The sequence below is a fragment of the Mesorhizobium sp. M0047 genome (assembly GCF_040323315.1).
Lineage (GTDB): Bacteria > Pseudomonadota > Alphaproteobacteria > Rhizobiales > Rhizobiaceae > Mesorhizobium.
Map to the genome: position 1 here is coordinate 42537 of NZ_JAMYUW010000018.1, position 15209 is coordinate 57745.

11 protein-coding genes and 2 pseudogenes are annotated in these 15209 nt (G+C 60.9%); 5 read left to right on the forward strand and 8 right to left on the reverse strand.

The genetic code is table 11. From position 1 onward, the window contains the following. The first annotated feature begins 2 nt into the window (after window positions 1–2). The 4 genes from NKJ89_RS18665 to NKJ89_RS18680 all read left to right on the forward strand — a co-directional run bounded on the left by NKJ89_RS18665 (window position 3) and on the right by NKJ89_RS18680 (window position 5768). Complete coding sequence (locus NKJ89_RS18665; protein WP_352604557.1) at window positions 3–722, forward strand: fimbrial biogenesis chaperone; 720 nt, start codon at window positions 3–5, stop codon at window positions 720–722. Next, complete coding sequence (locus tag NKJ89_RS18670; RefSeq protein WP_352604559.1) at window positions 694–3114, forward strand: fimbria/pilus outer membrane usher protein; 2421 nt, start codon at window positions 694–696, stop codon at window positions 3112–3114. Before NKJ89_RS18665 ends, NKJ89_RS18670 begins: the two co-directional genes overlap by 29 nt. Before the next feature lie 38 nt (window positions 3115–3152). Beyond that, window positions 3153–4061 (forward strand): Csu type fimbrial protein, encoded by a 909-nt coding sequence (locus NKJ89_RS18675; RefSeq protein ID WP_352604674.1) that lies wholly within the window; start codon window positions 3153–3155, stop codon window positions 4059–4061. A 471-nt stretch (window positions 4062–4532) separates the two neighbouring features. Then, a complete protein-coding gene (locus NKJ89_RS18680) occupies window positions 4533–5768 on the forward strand; it encodes a GGDEF domain-containing protein (RefSeq protein ID WP_352604561.1) in 1236 nt (411 codons plus the stop codon). Between the two features lie 355 nt (window positions 5769–6123). Here the strand turns inward: NKJ89_RS18680 and NKJ89_RS18685 are convergent. From NKJ89_RS18685 to NKJ89_RS18720, 8 genes and pseudogenes are all read right to left on the reverse strand, one after another. Next, window positions 6124–6270, reverse strand: a pseudogene (locus tag NKJ89_RS18685) (PAS-domain containing protein); the annotation flags it as partial. Window positions 6271–6307: 37 nt separating this feature from the next. Then, window positions 6308–6628, reverse strand: a pseudogene (locus NKJ89_RS18690) (PAS-domain containing protein); the annotation flags it as partial. 1475 nt (window positions 6629–8103) lie between these two features. Beyond that, window positions 8104–8292 (reverse strand): hypothetical protein, encoded by a 189-nt coding sequence (locus NKJ89_RS18695; RefSeq protein WP_352604563.1) that lies wholly within the window; start codon window positions 8290–8292, stop codon window positions 8104–8106. A gap of 404 nt (window positions 8293–8696) precedes the next feature. After that, window positions 8697–9680: a substrate-binding domain-containing protein gene (locus NKJ89_RS18700; protein ID WP_352604565.1), complete on the reverse strand. Its 984-nt coding sequence runs from the start codon at window positions 9678–9680 to the stop codon at window positions 8697–8699. A 72-nt stretch (window positions 9681–9752) separates the two neighbouring features. Beyond that, window positions 9753–10808 carry an ABC transporter permease gene (locus tag NKJ89_RS18705; RefSeq protein WP_352604567.1) on the reverse strand — a complete coding sequence of 352 codons (1056 nt, stop codon included), beginning with the start codon at window positions 10806–10808 and terminating at the stop codon, window positions 9753–9755. After that, window positions 10808–12325, reverse strand: coding sequence for a sugar ABC transporter ATP-binding protein (locus NKJ89_RS18710; RefSeq protein WP_352604569.1), 1518 nt, complete (start codon window positions 12323–12325; stop codon window positions 10808–10810). Before NKJ89_RS18710 ends, NKJ89_RS18705 begins: the two co-directional genes overlap by 1 nt. Beyond that, window positions 12322–13320 carry a LacI family DNA-binding transcriptional regulator gene (locus NKJ89_RS18715; RefSeq protein WP_352604571.1) on the reverse strand — a complete coding sequence of 333 codons (999 nt, stop codon included), beginning with the start codon at window positions 13318–13320 and terminating at the stop codon, window positions 12322–12324. Before NKJ89_RS18715 ends, NKJ89_RS18710 begins: the two co-directional genes overlap by 4 nt. A gap of 352 nt (window positions 13321–13672) precedes the next feature. Beyond that, window positions 13673–13924: a hypothetical protein gene (locus NKJ89_RS18720; protein ID WP_352604573.1), complete on the reverse strand. Its 252-nt coding sequence runs from the start codon at window positions 13922–13924 to the stop codon at window positions 13673–13675. A 145-nt stretch (window positions 13925–14069) separates the two neighbouring features. On the opposite strand from NKJ89_RS18720, the gene NKJ89_RS18725 reads away from it, so the two are divergent. After that, on the forward strand, window positions 14070–15071 hold the full coding sequence (locus tag NKJ89_RS18725; protein WP_352604575.1) for a DUF1236 domain-containing protein: 1002 nt from the start codon (window positions 14070–14072) through the stop codon (window positions 15069–15071). Window positions 15072–15209 lie beyond the last annotated feature (138 nt).

Below are 15209 nucleotides of genomic sequence, written 5' to 3' on the forward strand. Positions count from 1 at the left end.
ACATGCGAACCATGCTTTCAAGCATTGGCGCGGCGGCCCTTGTTCTGCTGTGCGCCGGATTTTCACAAGCCGCCTCGTTGAGAGTGGCTCCGACCAGCCTCGAAATGATTGCACCGGATAGTGCTGCGGTTCTCAACCTCCACAATGACGCGAAGCGGCCGATCAACGTACAGGTCCGCGTCTTCAGATGGACGCAAGTGGATGGCGTCGAACGGCTGGAGCCGACATCGGACGTGGTGGCCAGCCCGCCATCGACCAAACTCGGCGGCGGCGCCGACTACGTCGTTCGGGTCCTGCGGGTCGGCAAGGCGCCGGTTCGAACCGAGGAAAGTTATCGCGTTGTCGTCGACGAGCTGCCGGACCCGTCGCGCCGACAGGCTGGGACCGTGACCCTGGTCCTGCGGTATTCGATCCCGGTCTTCTTCCGTAGTCCCGACGCTTCGACGCCGAACGTATCGTTCAGTCTTTCGCGCGCCGGTGGTGGGCTGATCCTCAAGGCACGCAACGACGGTGATAGCCGACTGAGACTGTCAAACATCACTCTGAACCAGGGAGCAAAGAAACTCGGGAGTCGTAGCGGACTTGTCGGCTACGTTTTGGGTGGGGCATCAATGCAATGGCCGATCGGCAGCGGCAAATCGCTGGCCGGAAGCTCTGTGACGCTTAAGGCGCAGAGCGATTTTGGACCATTCGATGCCAAAGTCGCCGTCCAGGGTCGCTAGCGCCGCGGTTGCCGCCGTGCTTGTGGCTTTTGGTTGGTCGCAGGTGAACTCGCAAGAAATACCGGACGAACCGGCGAAGGACATTTCCAATTCGGCTCGGTCCCCTGAGCGCGATCTCTATCTGGAAGTGTTCATCAACGACGTTTCGTCCAAGTTGATCGGCAACTTCAAGGAACTGCCTGACGGCGGCCTTGCCGCCACGCCGGCAGAGCTGCAAGAGGTCGGCCTCAAGCCACGCGAGGAAGCGACCGGCGGTGATGGCCTGGCCAGGCTCGATCGATTGCCGGGCGTCTCCTACCACATCGATGAGACGGCGCAGCGGCTCTACGTCACCACCATTGATGATGCCCGAGCCGCCCGTACAATCGATGTCGGTCCGGCGGAAAAGCAGGATCGGCTGAAGCCGCAATCTGGCTACGGGGCCGTCCTCAACTATTCCCTCTTTGCAAGCTCGAATACCCTCTTCGACAAGAACGTCGAGCTGTTTCAGGGCGTCTCCGGTGCCTTCGATGCACGCGCCTTCAGCCCGTATGGAACGCTGGCCCAGTCATTCATAACCGGCTATTCCGACGGGGAGCTCCAGGACTTCACCCGGCTGAACACCACCTGGAGTTATTCCGATCCCGAGCGCCTGGTCACCTACAGGGCGGGAGATTTCGTTTCTGGCGGCTTGGCCTGGACGCGGGCTGTCTATCTCGGCGGCATCCAGGCACAGCGCAATTTTTCCCTTCGTTCGGATCTGGTCACGCTTCCGCTCCCCTCGTTTGAGGGCACCGCCGCCGTGCCTTCGACCCTGGAGGTCTATACCCAGAATGTACGCACCTATGCGGGCGACGTGGCGGCAGGGCCATTCCAGGTCGTCAACCTGCCGGTGTTCACCGGAGCCGGGGAGGCGCGCGTGGTGCTGCGAGACAGTCTCGGACGGGAAACCACGGCAACGCTTCCGTTCTACGCATCCAGTATGCTCTTGCGAGAAGGCCTGCTCGATTTTTCGGCCGAGGCAGGAATGCCAAGGCGGAATTTCGGGGTCGAATCCAACGACTACGACCAGCGTGTCATGGGTGTCGCCACCGCCCGCTACGGGCTCACAAATTGGCTCACCCTTGAAGGCCATTTCGAAGGCGGCCAAGAGCTTCTCAATGGCGGCTTGGGTGTCGCGGTCCCGCTCGGACCATATGGCGCCGCTTCGGTCGCGGTCGCCGGAAGCCACCATGACGGGGACACTGGGTCGCTGGTGAACGCATCGCTGGAACTCAGCTACGAAGGTTGGTCGCTGTACGGCAGGGTTCAGAGAGCATTCGGCGACTACGAGGACATCGCGTCGGTCACTGCCGAACCCGAATTCTCGGGACCGGATGGTCTTCCGATCTTCAGTCCCGGCGTTCCGCGCGCGATCGATCAGGCGACCTTGTCAGTGCCGATGCCGCTCGATCTGTCGAGCCTCAATCTTTCCTATACCCATCTCAAGGACGACGAAGGCCAACGCAGCCAAATCGTCGGCCTCTCCTACAGCCAGCAAGTATTCAAGCGCAGCACGCTCTACGCAACAGCGTTCACCGATCTTGAAGACCGCAAGAGTTTTGGTGTGTTCGCCGGTATCTCGGTCGCGTTCGATGATGGCATCACCGCCTCAGCCGGGGTCGAACAAGGCCCTGATGGCATGAATGTCGTCGCCGACGTCGCCAAGGCCGAGCGGCTTGAGAATGGCAGCATCGGCTGGCGCGCGCGGACATCGGAAGGAGATGTCCCCAATCGATCTGCCGCAGTCAGCTATCGCGCTCCGTTCGCGCGCTTCGAGACCGGCGTCCAACAATACGACAAGGATGTCCGCGCGACTGCGCAGATGGACGGCGCCATCGCCGTGGCAGGTGGCAGCGTATTCGCGTCCAACCGCATCGACGACGCTTTTGCCGTCGTCGATGTCGGCACGCCGAACGTGGAGGTTGCGCGTCAGAACAGGCCTGTTGGCAAGACGGACAGTCGTGGCCGTATTCTTGTGCCCGATCTCAATTCCTATGAAGCCAACATCATCTCGATTGATCCGAAGAACCTGCCGGTCGATGCCGACGTTCCGGCCACCAAGGAAACGATCGTTCCAGCCGACCGCAGCGGGGTGGTGGTCAAATTCGGGGTATCGGAGACGCCGGCGGCAGCACTTGTCACCTTTGTCGATAGCAGCGGCGCGGCACTCGAGGCCGGTCTGAAAGGCAAGCTGGACGGTGCTTCGGAGGAATTTGTGATCGGCTATGACGGCCAGGCATACGTTCGCGGGCTTGCTTCTCACAACGCAGTTGTCGTCGAGCGGGCTGACGGCAGCACGTGCCGCGCCGAATTCACTTTCAAACCAGCAACTGGCCAGCAGATCGTGATCAGGAACGTCGTGTGTTCGTGAAACTGTCCAACTTCCGGAATTTCGTCGTCGCGGTGCTAATGCTGCTGCCCGGCACCGCCTGGTCGCAAAGCTGCAGCTTTGGTGTGTCGGACCAGAGTTTCGGTTTCATCGACACACTTTCCGGCGCGCAAACGAATTCAACCGGGACCATGAGCGTCACCTGCAGCGGCACGCCGTTGGCCCGCATCCTGATATGTCCAAATCTGGGCGCGGGCAGCGGCGGTGCGACGGCGGCCGCGCGCCAAATGCTCAGCGGATCGAACATCCTCAATTATCAGCTCTATTCCGATTCGGCTCGCAGCGTCGTTTGGGGCACCTACTCCTGGGGATTTCCGGACCGTGCCCCGGCACTTGCCCTGACGCTGAATGCATTGGGAACCGGCACCGGGACCGCAACCATATACGGCGCCGTTCTTGGCAGCCAACCGACAGCGCCCCCTGGAAGCTATCTCTCCGCTTTCTCCGGCAGCAATGTTGAATTCCGATACCGATACACCACGTCCAGTTCCTGCGGCACCGGAACGGGCACGATCTCGCGGCCAAGTTTCAACGTGACCGCCACCGTTGCGGCAAACTGCCTGGTCGCCACTCACAACGTCGATTTCGGTGCTGTCGGAATTCTCGACGCAGATATCGACTCGAGCGGCCAGGTATCGGTCACCTGCACCCCGGCTACCACTTATACCGTCTCCTTGAGCGGTGGCACTACGGCATCGCCGCCAACAGCGCGCAAGATGTCGAAAGGCGCCGAAACCGTCACCTATGGCCTTTACAAGGACGCTGCGCGAACCCAGCCCTGGGGAGACGCAGCGACACCGGGAAGCACTGTGGCGGGGACCGGCAGCGGTGCGGTACAGAACCTGACTGTCTATGGCCGCGTGCCTCCGCAGACGACGCCCTCGGCCGGCGTCTATACGGATACAGTGGTGGTCACGGTCACGTATTAGGTCTGATGACCGGCTCGTGTGATTTGCAATTCCGTTCATCCTTGTTTGTCTGCCGACGTTGCTTGCGCGGCCGCAGCCCCGGTCAACCCCAGAGCTGCAAAACCACCGATACCTGAGAGCATATTTCTGCGCGTCATCATCACATGTTGTGGCAACGGTTTCCGACTCGACGTACATCACTCGTAACAGAGCAGCTTGTCCGGCGGAGGATTTCCGCACCGATCTAACGCGCGCATCATTTCGGCAATAGCGTTCTGCCTTGACCGTGCGCGGGGTTTTCGAAGCATGTGACTACACGCCGAGCCACCCCCGACGGAATGGTTCCTGGCGCTACGAAATCCGCTCTCAAGCAATCAAATCTTCAGGATGAGCAGGCATGCTTGCTCATTCGGACGTCCGCGACCGGTCGGATGGATTTTTCAGGAGAAGAGCTTAGGCCCAACTATTGTGTCACATCTGGTGAATCTTGACATGCAGGAAGACCCTGCCTTGACCAGCGAAGTGGACCGCCTGCTAGCGCGTCGCACGCGCGAAATTCGCCTCAAGGGCGAGATAAACCGCCTGTTCCGAGAACGCATCTGGTCGCAGACGGCGAAGACCATCCGCGCCTGGATGGTCTGGGTAGCTTTGTTGGATGTGCTGACCATGGCCCTCAACATGCTGATGCTTCCAGCCGCTATCGCGGATTCCATGCTATTGCCTGGCGTGATCCTTCCGCCTGTCGCGGTGGCCGTCGTCCTTCTCTGGCGAAAGCCGCAGACGCCCTGGATACAGGGGGCGTCGCTGATCGCAGGCATGTTCCTCATCTTGTTGTCGGTTGCCCTGGTCGGCGTTACCGCCGGCGGCGAATTCTACGAACGCCATTTGAACATCATGCTCTTCGTGGCGATTACTTCCATTATCATCTTCGGCATCCCGCTGGCCTGGACGGTGACCATTGCCGCCTTGGCGCTCAGTATTTATCTGGCTTTTCAACTGCAGAATCCGGCCATTGGCTTTGGAAGCGCCGTGGCGGCGACCCTGTTTTTCGCCAGCGGCATTTTCGCAACCGTCGCCGCGCGTCGCGTCATGACAATTCTGGCTCAAAAGACTTTCCTGTTTGAGCTTCGCGACAAGCGCAGGGTCGCGGAACTGGCAAAAGCCAATGATCGTCTGGAACTCCTGGCGAAGACCGATCCGCTCACAGGCATCGCCAACCGGCGTTGGATGACCGAAACGCTTGACCATTTGTGGGGAAGTGACAAGCGGTGCCTGGATGGCGCGGCAATGCTGATGTGCGATATAGAGTTCTTCAAGAAGCTGAATGATCACCTCGGCCATGTCGAGGGCGACCGATGTCTGGTTGAGGTCGCGAACATCATCCAGGAGAACGTCAGGCGGGATCGCGATCAAGTGGCCCGCTATGGCGGCGAAGAGTTCCTGGTGCTCCTGCCTGCAGTGAGTGAGGATGAGGCGGTCTCCGTGGCCGAGAGAATTCGCAAGAGCGTTGAGGACGCCGGTTTGCCCAACCCCGGATCACGTTTATCACACCGCGTCACCCTTAGCATCGGAGTAGCGGTTCAAGCGTCTGAAGAGGCCATTTCGCCGGAGCAATTACAGCGTCAAGCGGATGCTGCACTATACTTGGCGAAGCAATCGGGCCGAAATCGGGTACTGTTGCACCGAGCGCAGTCTTCAGAGCGCAAAGCTATTCCCTCGGCAACGTAATCCCGTCGGGCATCCCGGCGGCGCGGTGCAGGCAGGAACTCAGCGCGTGGCGAACGCGGTGCATTGTGGACGCGTGTCGGACAAGGCCGGCCTCGGAGCCGCCGTCGTTCTCATCGTAATGGTCGGCGGAGCGCGTGATTGGTTGGTTGGCGAAACGCGGCGCTTGGCGGCTCCGTTCAGTATCGATTTCCGAGAGGCGCATCGGCCAGCACATGACGACGTCGCCCGCCCGATAAAGTAGCGGTCGGCGAGCTTGATACCTCGACAAAAATCATGTCGAATCCTGAAGAGGCGCAACATCCGTCGCGTCTCAAAAGTGCCGCTCCATCAGTTTCCCGAAAATTCAGTCCGCGTGCTATACGTCCGCGCCGTGTTCTGCACCACTTTCATAAAAGCTGAACGCTCCGCGACGCCGCTGCTCGGTAACGTCCAGATAGGTGGTTACAAAACCGCCGCTCATGAGCGGAACGCCACGAACCTCCATCCCCATGCCATTCGGCCTCGTACGAGGTAGCTGTGCGCCGTACGCTGTTTGGCCAGTTCAAGGCGCGATGTGATATGGTCTCTACGCAATCCGGACCGTATTCCCCCCTTTCGGCATTGAACCGAAACAAGTCCTCCATATTTGGAAAGCCATCTGCAAAAAGCTCCCGCGGATAGTCCAGCATCGATTTTTGCTGTTCATTGCAAAGAACGATCCGCAGATCATCGTCAAAGAGCGATATGCCTCTGGGAACATTGTCGACGACTGCCTCGAGCAGTCGAATCCTTTTCCGCAACAGCTCATCGGACGGGCCGACAGTCTCCTCCCTTGCCGGTTCGCTGTCTTGGACTGCCTTTGAGGTTCGCAAAGCTGACATACGTTTCTCACGGACGGTTGAGCGGCAACCATTAGCATTACGGCATGTTTCTTTAGTTCGCGTTTAGGCAAATTCGGGATTGGCCGCTGCCCGCGCTGAGATCCCCCATGTGGTCCATTACGCCCGCATCCGGTGCATGTGAGCCTTCAAGCGAGGCCTTCCTCCGGCAGCACCAGCTAAGCGCACCCGACATGACGCGCTCGACCGCCAAGGATCGTCCAGGGGCATGTCTGTTTGTCGATGAACGGCGAAAATGGGGGCGTTTGCAGGCCGGTAGCTTTTCATCGCGTGTGCCGCCCGGCTCATATGGTCGCGCGCCGACCTGCAGAAGTCTGAACAACATTTCTCCTATCGCCGCCCTTAAATTCGGGAAAGGCGGGATCGTTTAGCCTGAGCTAAAATATAGTCAGTCCCCGCAGGTTCTCTAAGTAAGTATCGGCTACAATGCAGAACATCCAGGGATCGTTCCCGGAACCAATGCGGTTCCATCGGACCTTTGCGTCGATAGAATAAGACTTTGGTCCGGCCTTTGATCAATAGAAGGTGGGCGCAATTCCAGGAATAGCCGTGACTAGTGAGGACTATGCTTCTGCTTAGCTCGAATGTCGGGTTGTCCCGAAATGGCTCACTCTCGATCAGCGCCACGAGATCGTATGGCTCCGACGACGGCTCCAGCCGCGCCAGACGGTGAACCAGATCTGCCGACTGCTGGCGGCGCGACGTGGTGGAGTGAAGCCCGAATCCAACCGGCAAGCTCTGAAACTTCCGGTTGGAAAATAATTTAGACGTTCCCGCTCAACCACCCAGCAGAAAGAGCAGCACCCGGCAGGATCTCTCGACGCCACCTTGATTGGTTTTGGAAAAGTAACGTGAAGAACGCTGTCGCGAACTATCTCGGTGGGGAAGGCTACAGAAATCCGGCAAGGTCCAGTAGCGTCCATGAAAAATGTGGGGTGAAGCGTGGGGTGCGGCGCTTCATTTTCCCTCTTCGGCTGTAATTTCAATTTTGTCAGGTGATCTGGCGGAGAGAGCATCTAGCGTCATGACCTTGGAGCGGCAGATGCTCCGTTGTGGGAAATCCGAATGTCTCGAAATGGCGTTACTTGCTCGTTCAGGGGCCGCTACCGTTGATTGCAAGCGGCCCTGGGCAGCCCTGCGAATCGAGCCGCCATCAGAATCACCATCTGTTCTCGTCGTTCGTGCTACAATCGAAGACGAACGTAGAGACCGACAGCGGCGCTTGGCAGGGTAACACCCCTGCATTCCCCTACGGCTGGTAATCCTTTTGGCGCAATTGCGTGAGCGCTGAAGTAAAATTACACTTCGGCTTACGTGGGGAAAGGCGCCATGTGCGGCGCAGACAATGTGCCCCCCAAAGCCCCGCCGCCGCATGGGTGCATGTCCCCACGGCTTCGCCTGAACGGTAAAAACCCGCCGTCGCAACGGCGGGTTTTTATCGTTTCCGGGTTACGCAGCTACTTGCGTATGATCCATTCCAGCAACTCAGGATCGATGTCATCGCTATCCGTGAAGTCGCTTATCAGCTGCTCAGCAAACGTACGCCATCGATCTTCAGGGATTTTCTCTTCGATGACGAGTTTTATGAAGGCGCTGCGCAGAACGTCGCAGACAAAAGGCGATACCTGATTACATGGCTGGTCCATGATGCCAACTCCCCATCAGAGGGCGGGAGCTTTGCGAAGTCCCAAGCACCGACGCCCTGTAACCCAGTTGGTGACGACTTCGATTCATAAGCACATCCGACGTAGGCACAATGGGATTCCACCGTACGTTTTTAACCAAACCGAAGTGCCTGGATTGCCCGGCTTCGGGCGAGCGCTAGCTTGGCGGGGCGGCTATGACTAGCCGCAGCGCCGACGCGGGTTTCACTGTTGTCTCACCGGCAATACCGCGCCTGCCGTTTTGCCGGGTCTGTCAAATATGTAATCGCCTTAGCGTTGTTTGGCATACTTTTAGCGCGATGCCCTCTTTTGAGTTGCCTTTGATAGTTGCGAACGCAAAGAGGGCGGGGTCGCGCCCGCCCTCTTCGCGTGAGTTGCAGCCGTGGCTACTTACCCGACAACTGCTTGGCGTTCTCGGCCGTGATCGCCGTCGTGTCGACGGTGACCGTGGGTTCCACCGACGAGGCGCAATCGAGCAGGATCTTCTTCGACATTTCGATCGCTTCCTTGGCGCCGGTCGGATAGGTGAAGGTCGCCGCCCAATCACCCTTGGCGACGGCTTCGATGCCGCCCGCAGGTCCCGGCAAGCCATCGGTGCCGATGATCTTGACGTCCTTGCCGGCGCCCTTGGCGGCAAGCAGCGCGCCCGCCGCCATCATATCATTCGAGGCGTAGAGCACCTTGATGTCGGGATGCGCCTGCAGCATGGCGGCGAAGGCGGTCTGGGCTTTGTCCGGCACCCAGTCGGCGGCCTGCTCGGCCACAACCTGGATCTTGGCATTCGCCTTCACGCCGTCCTTGAAGCCGTTCAGCCGTTCGACCGCCGGCGTGGAGCTTGGTAGTCCCTCGAGCACGGCTGCCTCACCGCCGTCCGGCAGCAAGGTCTTGGCGGTATATTTGCCCGCTTCCATGGCTATCTTGTAGTTGTCGCCGCCGATAAAGGCGGTGTAGTCCTTGCCAGGATCGCCAACGGTCTTGCGATCGAGTTCGATGACCGGGATACCGGCATCCATGGCACGCTTGACGGCAGGCGTCAGCGGTGCCGCCTCGAAGGGCGAGATCAGCAGAAGGTCGACCTTCTGGGTGATGAAGTTGTCGACCTGCGAAGTCTGCGTGTTGACGTTGCCGGCGCCGTCGGCGATCTGCAGCGTGAAGCCTGGCACTTGCTTGGCAGCCGCGGTCAGCTCGTCATTGACGTGCTGGCGATAGGGTTCTGCATTGTTCGCCTGCGAAAAGCCGATGATGAACTGACCGTCCTTGGCGCAGGCCTTGACCATCGGGCCGGCAGCTTGGGCGGCTCCCGCCATGCACAGGCCAGCGCCTGCCAGAAGCGCGGCCTTGAGGGCACGCTTTTTTCTTGTGGTTTTCATATTCACTCTCCTCCTCGTCGGGCCGGGGGCCAGACCTTGGTTGACTGACTCTTACTTGCCGCCGCCTTCGTCCTAACGGCCCAACCCCTCGCGGCGGCGAACGAGGGATTGAAGCACTGCCGCCAGCACGATGATCGCGGCGGTCGCGAGCAGCTGCATGGCGGGGGTGATGTTGTTGAGCTGAAGGATGTTGGCCAGCGCGCCGAGCATGATGGTGCCGGCAACGGTGCCGACCATCGAGCCGGCACCGCCGAACAGGCTGGTGCCGCCAATGACCACGGCGGCGATTGCGGTGAGCTCGTAGCCCATGCCGTCATTGGCGCTGCCGAAATTGAACTGGCCGGCATGCACGATGCCGGCAAGTGCGGAGGCAAAGCCGGTGATGGCATAGACCGAGATCTTCACCATCGACACCGGCACGCCGGAAATGCGCGCGGCGCGCTCATTGCCGCCGACGGCAAAGACATAGCGGCCGAAACGTGTGGTGTTGAGCACCACCGTGGCGATCGCGGCAAAGGCGATGAACACGATGGTGGCCACCGGAACGGTGTTGCTGAACAGGCGTTCGCCAAGCACCGCGAACACCGGGGGCGCCAAGCCAGGCCCGTCGCCATAGGAAATGTTGATGTACTGATTGCCCGACACCACCAGCGCCAGGCCGCGCGCCGCCTGCAGGCCGGCCAGCGTGACGATGAACGGCTCGAGCCGGAAGCGGCTGGAGATGGTGCCCTGGATCGTGCCGAAGACGATGCCCATGACCAGCACGGCAAGGATGGTCGGGATGAGGCCAAAGCCACCCGAAATCATCATCGATGCGGTCACCACGCTGGAAAGGCCAAGCACGGCGCCGACCGAGAGGTCGATGCCGGCGGTGATGATGACGAAGGTCATGCCGATGGCGATGATGCCGGTTTCCGACACGGCGCGCACGATGTTGGCGATGTTGTCGGGGTTGAGGAACAGGATCTCGCCATGCCGGCGCGGCGAGAAGATGATGCCGCCGATCGCCACCAGGACCAGTCCAATCAAGCTCTGAAAACGCACGATGAGGGCCAGCGGGTCGCGATGCTTTGCTGCCGGCACGGGAACCACAGGCGCCCCTGCGATCAAAATCTTGTCCTGCGCCATCAGGCCTCCCTGCCGTTTGCCGCGGCAAGCACCGTGTGCTCGTCGACGCCGCCGATGAATTCCGCCACATTGCGCCCCTGGCGCAGCACCACTATGCGATCGCACAGGCCGATCAGCTCCGGCATCTCGCTGGAGGCGACCAGGATGCCGAGCCCTTGCGCCGCGAGTTGCCGCAGCCGCGCATAGATCTCGCCCTTGGCGCCGACATCCACGCCGCGTGTCGGCTCGTCGAGCAGCAGCAGCCGGGGATTGCCGAGGATCTCCTTGGCCAGCACCACCTTCTGCTGGTTGCCGCCCGAAAGTGCGCCGACGGCGATGTCAGAGTTCTTCGGCCTGATGTCGAACTGGCCGAATGACTGCCTGACCGCATCAGCCTGGCGGCGCGGCGACATCAGGCCTGCCGGCGAGATGCGGCGGATCACCGACATAACGAGGTTGAGGCCTACCGCCATTCTGAGCATCAGGCCGCTGCCTCGGCGATCGTCGGTGACGAAGGCGATGCCCGCGTCGCGCGCGGCCTTGATCGAATTCAATTTCACCGGCCGGCCGTCAATGGCGACCTCGCCTTCCCAACGGCCGGACAGACCGGCGCCATAGAGCGCGCTCAGCAGTTCCGTACGCCCTGCCCCCATGATCCCGGCCAGCCCGACGATCTCACCGGCATTGACGTCGAGCGAGATGCCGGTCGGCGGCTGCCATCCGGCACTTTCATGGGCAAGCCGGAAGCTCGCGTCGCGCAGGCTAAGCAGCGTCTTGCCGGCGATCCTGGTGCGTTCGGGATAAAGCTCGTCCAGCGGCCGCCCGACCAGCAGCCGAACCAACTGCGCCTGCGGCGCGCGCGGCTCGGTGACGCCCGCAACACGGCCGTCGCGCATCACTGTCACCCGGTCGGCGATCAGCGGCACCTCTTCCAGGCGATGCGATATATAGACGATGCCGACACCGCTGCCGGCGAGCTTGCGCATGATGTCGAACAGTCTTTCGACCTCGCCGACCGTCAGTGCCGCCGTAGGTTCATCCATGATCAAAACGCGCGAGGCGTAGGACAGCGCCTTGACGATTGCCACGACCTGGCGCTGACCGATCGACAGATCGGCGACCATGCTGGCCGGATCTATGGCAAGCTCGATGGCTTCCAAGCGTTTGCGGGCCTCGCCCCGCATCGCCGGCACGTCGAGGAAACCGCCCGGCCGTATCAGTTCGCGGCCAAGGAACAGATTGGCCGCGACGTCGAGCGTCGGCACCAGGTCGAGTTCCTGAAAGATGGTGGCGATGCCGGCCGCCTGCGCCTCGCGCGGATTGTCGAAGGCTACCTGCTTGCCGTCGATGAGGATGCTGCCCTCGTCCGGGATGTAGACGCCCGATAAGAGATTCATGAGCGTCGACTTGCCGGCGCCGTTCTCGCCGAGCAGTGCGTGGATTTCCCCGGCCTTGAGGTCGAAGTCGACGCCGCGCAGCGCCTGGACACCGCCGAAGCGCTTGACCGCACCGGTGACGGAAAGCAGCGGCGCGCTCATGCCGGCCTCGCACAGGATTGGCGGGCCTGCAGCGTCGCCTGCAGCCGGACCGCCTGCGGCTCCAGGCCGCTCGACGCAATGCGGGCGCAGAGCAAGGCCGCGGCCTGCCGGCCGATCTCCGTGCAGGGCTGCGCGACGAGTGTCAGTCGCGGCTCGAAGCAATCGGCCCATTCGAAATCGTCGAAACCGGCAAGCGAGATATCCCCTGGTATCGAGAGACCCCTTTCGCGGATTGCCCGTACTGCTCCGATGGTCGTCATATTGTTGCCGGTGATCAATGCCGTGGGCGACGACGGCAGGGACAGAATGGCGTGGGTTGACGCCGTGGCGCTCACCGTGTCGACGTTCTCGCACGAGACATACTGCGGCAGGCATTCAAGTCCATTGGCGGCAAGCGAGGCGCGAAAAGCCTCGATGCGCTCACGCGTCGTCGCCAAGCCCGGCTGGCCGGCGAGATAGCCGATGCGCTTGTGACCGAAGGAGGCGACGTGGTCGATGAGCGCCCGCATCGCCGTTTCGTTCTCGACACCGATCTGGTCAAAGCGCTGATCGGCGAAGCGGTCGATAAGCACGCAGGGCAGCTTCTTCTCGGCCAAATAGTCGATGGCGCGCTGCGGCGCGCCCGACGGTGCCAGGATAACACCGTCGACCCGCCGCTGATGGAAGGCGCGCACCACCGACAGCTCGCGATCGGGATCCTCCTGCGTGTCGGAGAGGAACACCATGAGGCCAAGACGCGCGCATTCGGCTTCCACCGCGCAGATGATGTCGGTGAAATAGGGGTTGGAAATCGCCGAGATCGCCAGGCCGACGCTGTTGGTCGAGGCCACCTTCAGCGATCGCGCCAGCTCGTTGGGCTGATAGCCCATCGCGGCAATCGCGTCATTGATCAGCCGCGCCTTCTCCGGCGAGACAAAGCGGGTCCGGTTGATGACATGCGAGACGGTCGAAATCGACACGCCGGCGCGGCGAGCGACCTCAGCCATTGTCGGCATGGCGGCTCAATTGGATTGCTGGCAAGCGCTCCTCCCTGATGATGCGTTTCCGGTCCGCTCTCATTGGTTCTGGCGGATTTAGGACTACGGTAGCGCTGTCGAAACGTTTGCGCAATCGCTTCGATGACCATTTTCCACCAAATCTGCTCTCGGCACAATTTCAATCAAACTGACCGGTGGAGGGGCGGCAACGCGGAGTCAATGCGAGGAACGCATGAGCCCAACCGAGAAAGACTCCCAGAATGCAGCTTAGACTCCAGCGTTTACGCGCTCATCGTCACTGACTGCTTTTCCCTCTTTCTTATAACTCGTCAGGGGGGAATCGATGATCACGGTACCTTGATGCGGCCGGTTATTCTCCTGGCAGTAGCGTAGCAGCGCGATCACGAATGCGGCGTATAGGATTGGACGAATTCCGCACGCCGGAGCCACGGACGCCATAGAAGACCGAGCGCTTCTGCACGCCCACGCTGCATGTGATCCGATGGACTTCGCGCGGCAGATCGCCGACCCAATAGGGCAGGCGCTTTGCCATCACCTCTTGCCACTCGGGCGTCTCGCCGACGCCGCCGAGCGTGTAGTACTCGCCGAAGCCGGCGTTCATGGCCAGGCTTCATCGAGCGCGGCCGAGCCTTGTTCCTGACAAAATTGCTGTCGGCCTTCACCGGGTTTTGCGGGCAAATTTCGGAACCATGCCTTTCGCCTGCGGTTTATGGAATGAAGGGACCGAGTTCCGAAGGAGAAATCAGATGAAACATCTTCTGATCACGAGCATGATCGCGCTCGGCGTCGGTTGCGGCGCCGCGATGGCGCAGACCGAATCCGCGCAGCCGAGCGGAGGCGACAATTGCGCCGCCGGCCAGGCCGACTGTCAGAAGGGCGGCAAGGCGGGCGAGCAGCCCCAAAGCAAGATGAAGTCGCAGACCGAGCAGAATGCCCAGGGCAAGGCCGGCGCCAACACCGAGGAGCAGGCCCAGGGTAAGGCCAAGGTGAAGACCGATGAGCAGGCCCAAGGCAAGGCCGGCGCTAACACCGAGGAGCAGGCTCAGGGTAAGGCCAAGGTGAAGACCGATGAGCAGGCCCAAGGCAAAGCCGGCACCAACACCGAGGAGCAGGCTCAGGGTACGGCCAAGTGCCAGACCGGCATGACCAATTGCCCGAAGGGTTCGAAGACGAATGAGCAGGCCCAAGGCAAGACCAAGATGAAGACCACTGAGCAGAATGCTCAGGGCAAGACCGGCACCACCACTGAGCAGAACGCCCAGGGTACGACCAAGATGCAAACCCAGCAGAACGCCCAGGGTAAGACCGGTACAACCACTGAGCAGAACGCCCAGGGCAAGACCGGCACCGCCACTGAGCAGAACGCCCAGGGTACGACCAAGATGCCGACCCAGCAGAATGCCCAGGGTAAGACCGGTACAACCACCGAGCAGAACGCCCAGGGCAACGCCAACGTCCAGACCGACCAGAACAAGACGGCCTCGATCAACAACGTGACGGTCGAGCAGAAGACGCAGATCACGCAGATCATCCACGAGACCCACGTCCAGCCGGTTCGCGATGTCGGCTTCGACATCTCAGTCGGCGTCGAGGTGCCCCGGCATAAGATCCGCCTGCATCGGCTGCCACCGCGTATCGTCAAGATCGTCCCGGCTTATGAACGCTACGAATATTTCGTGCTGGCCGACGGACGCATAGTCATCGTCGATCCGGATACCTACGAGATCGTGGCTATCCTGGAGGCCTGATCGGGACAACATCGCGAAAAGCAAAAGACGCTGCCGTGCCGCAAGGCTCGGCAGCATCTTTTTGCTATGGCCTCGAAAGTCCGCTCGCGTTGGAAAGACACGCAAGATGTCATGAATTGAAATCACACAACCGACAGA

Excerpts from the sequence above, each read along its gene's own strand:
- NKJ89_RS18665 (WP_352604557.1), top strand. The coding sequence starts at position 3 with ATGCGAACCATGCTTTCAAGCATTGGCGCGGCGGCCCTTGTTCTGCTG.
- NKJ89_RS18670 (WP_352604559.1), top strand. The coding sequence starts at position 694 with ATGCCAAAGTCGCCGTCCAGGGTCGCTAGCGCCGCGGTTGCCGCCGTG.
- NKJ89_RS18675 (WP_352604674.1), top strand. The coding sequence starts at position 3,153 with ATGCTGCTGCCCGGCACCGCCTGGTCGCAAAGCTGCAGCTTTGGTGTG.
- NKJ89_RS18680 (WP_352604561.1), top strand. The coding sequence starts at position 4,533 with ATGCAGGAAGACCCTGCCTTGACCAGCGAAGTGGACCGCCTGCTAGCG.
- NKJ89_RS18695 (WP_352604563.1), bottom strand. The coding sequence starts at position 8,292 with ATGGACCAGCCATGTAATCAGGTATCGCCTTTTGTCTGCGACGTTCTG.
- NKJ89_RS18700 (WP_352604565.1), bottom strand. The coding sequence starts at position 9,680 with ATGAAAACCACAAGAAAAAAGCGTGCCCTCAAGGCCGCGCTTCTGGCA.
- NKJ89_RS18705 (WP_352604567.1), bottom strand. The coding sequence starts at position 10,808 with ATGGCGCAGGACAAGATTTTGATCGCAGGGGCGCCTGTGGTTCCCGTG.
- NKJ89_RS18710 (WP_352604569.1), bottom strand. The coding sequence starts at position 12,325 with ATGAGCGCGCCGCTGCTTTCCGTCACCGGTGCGGTCAAGCGCTTCGGC.
- NKJ89_RS18715 (WP_352604571.1), bottom strand. The coding sequence starts at position 13,320 with ATGCCGACAATGGCTGAGGTCGCTCGCCGCGCCGGCGTGTCGATTTCG.
- NKJ89_RS18720 (WP_352604573.1), bottom strand. The coding sequence starts at position 13,924 with ATGAACGCCGGCTTCGGCGAGTACTACACGCTCGGCGGCGTCGGCGAG.
- NKJ89_RS18725 (WP_352604575.1), top strand. The coding sequence starts at position 14,070 with ATGAAACATCTTCTGATCACGAGCATGATCGCGCTCGGCGTCGGTTGC.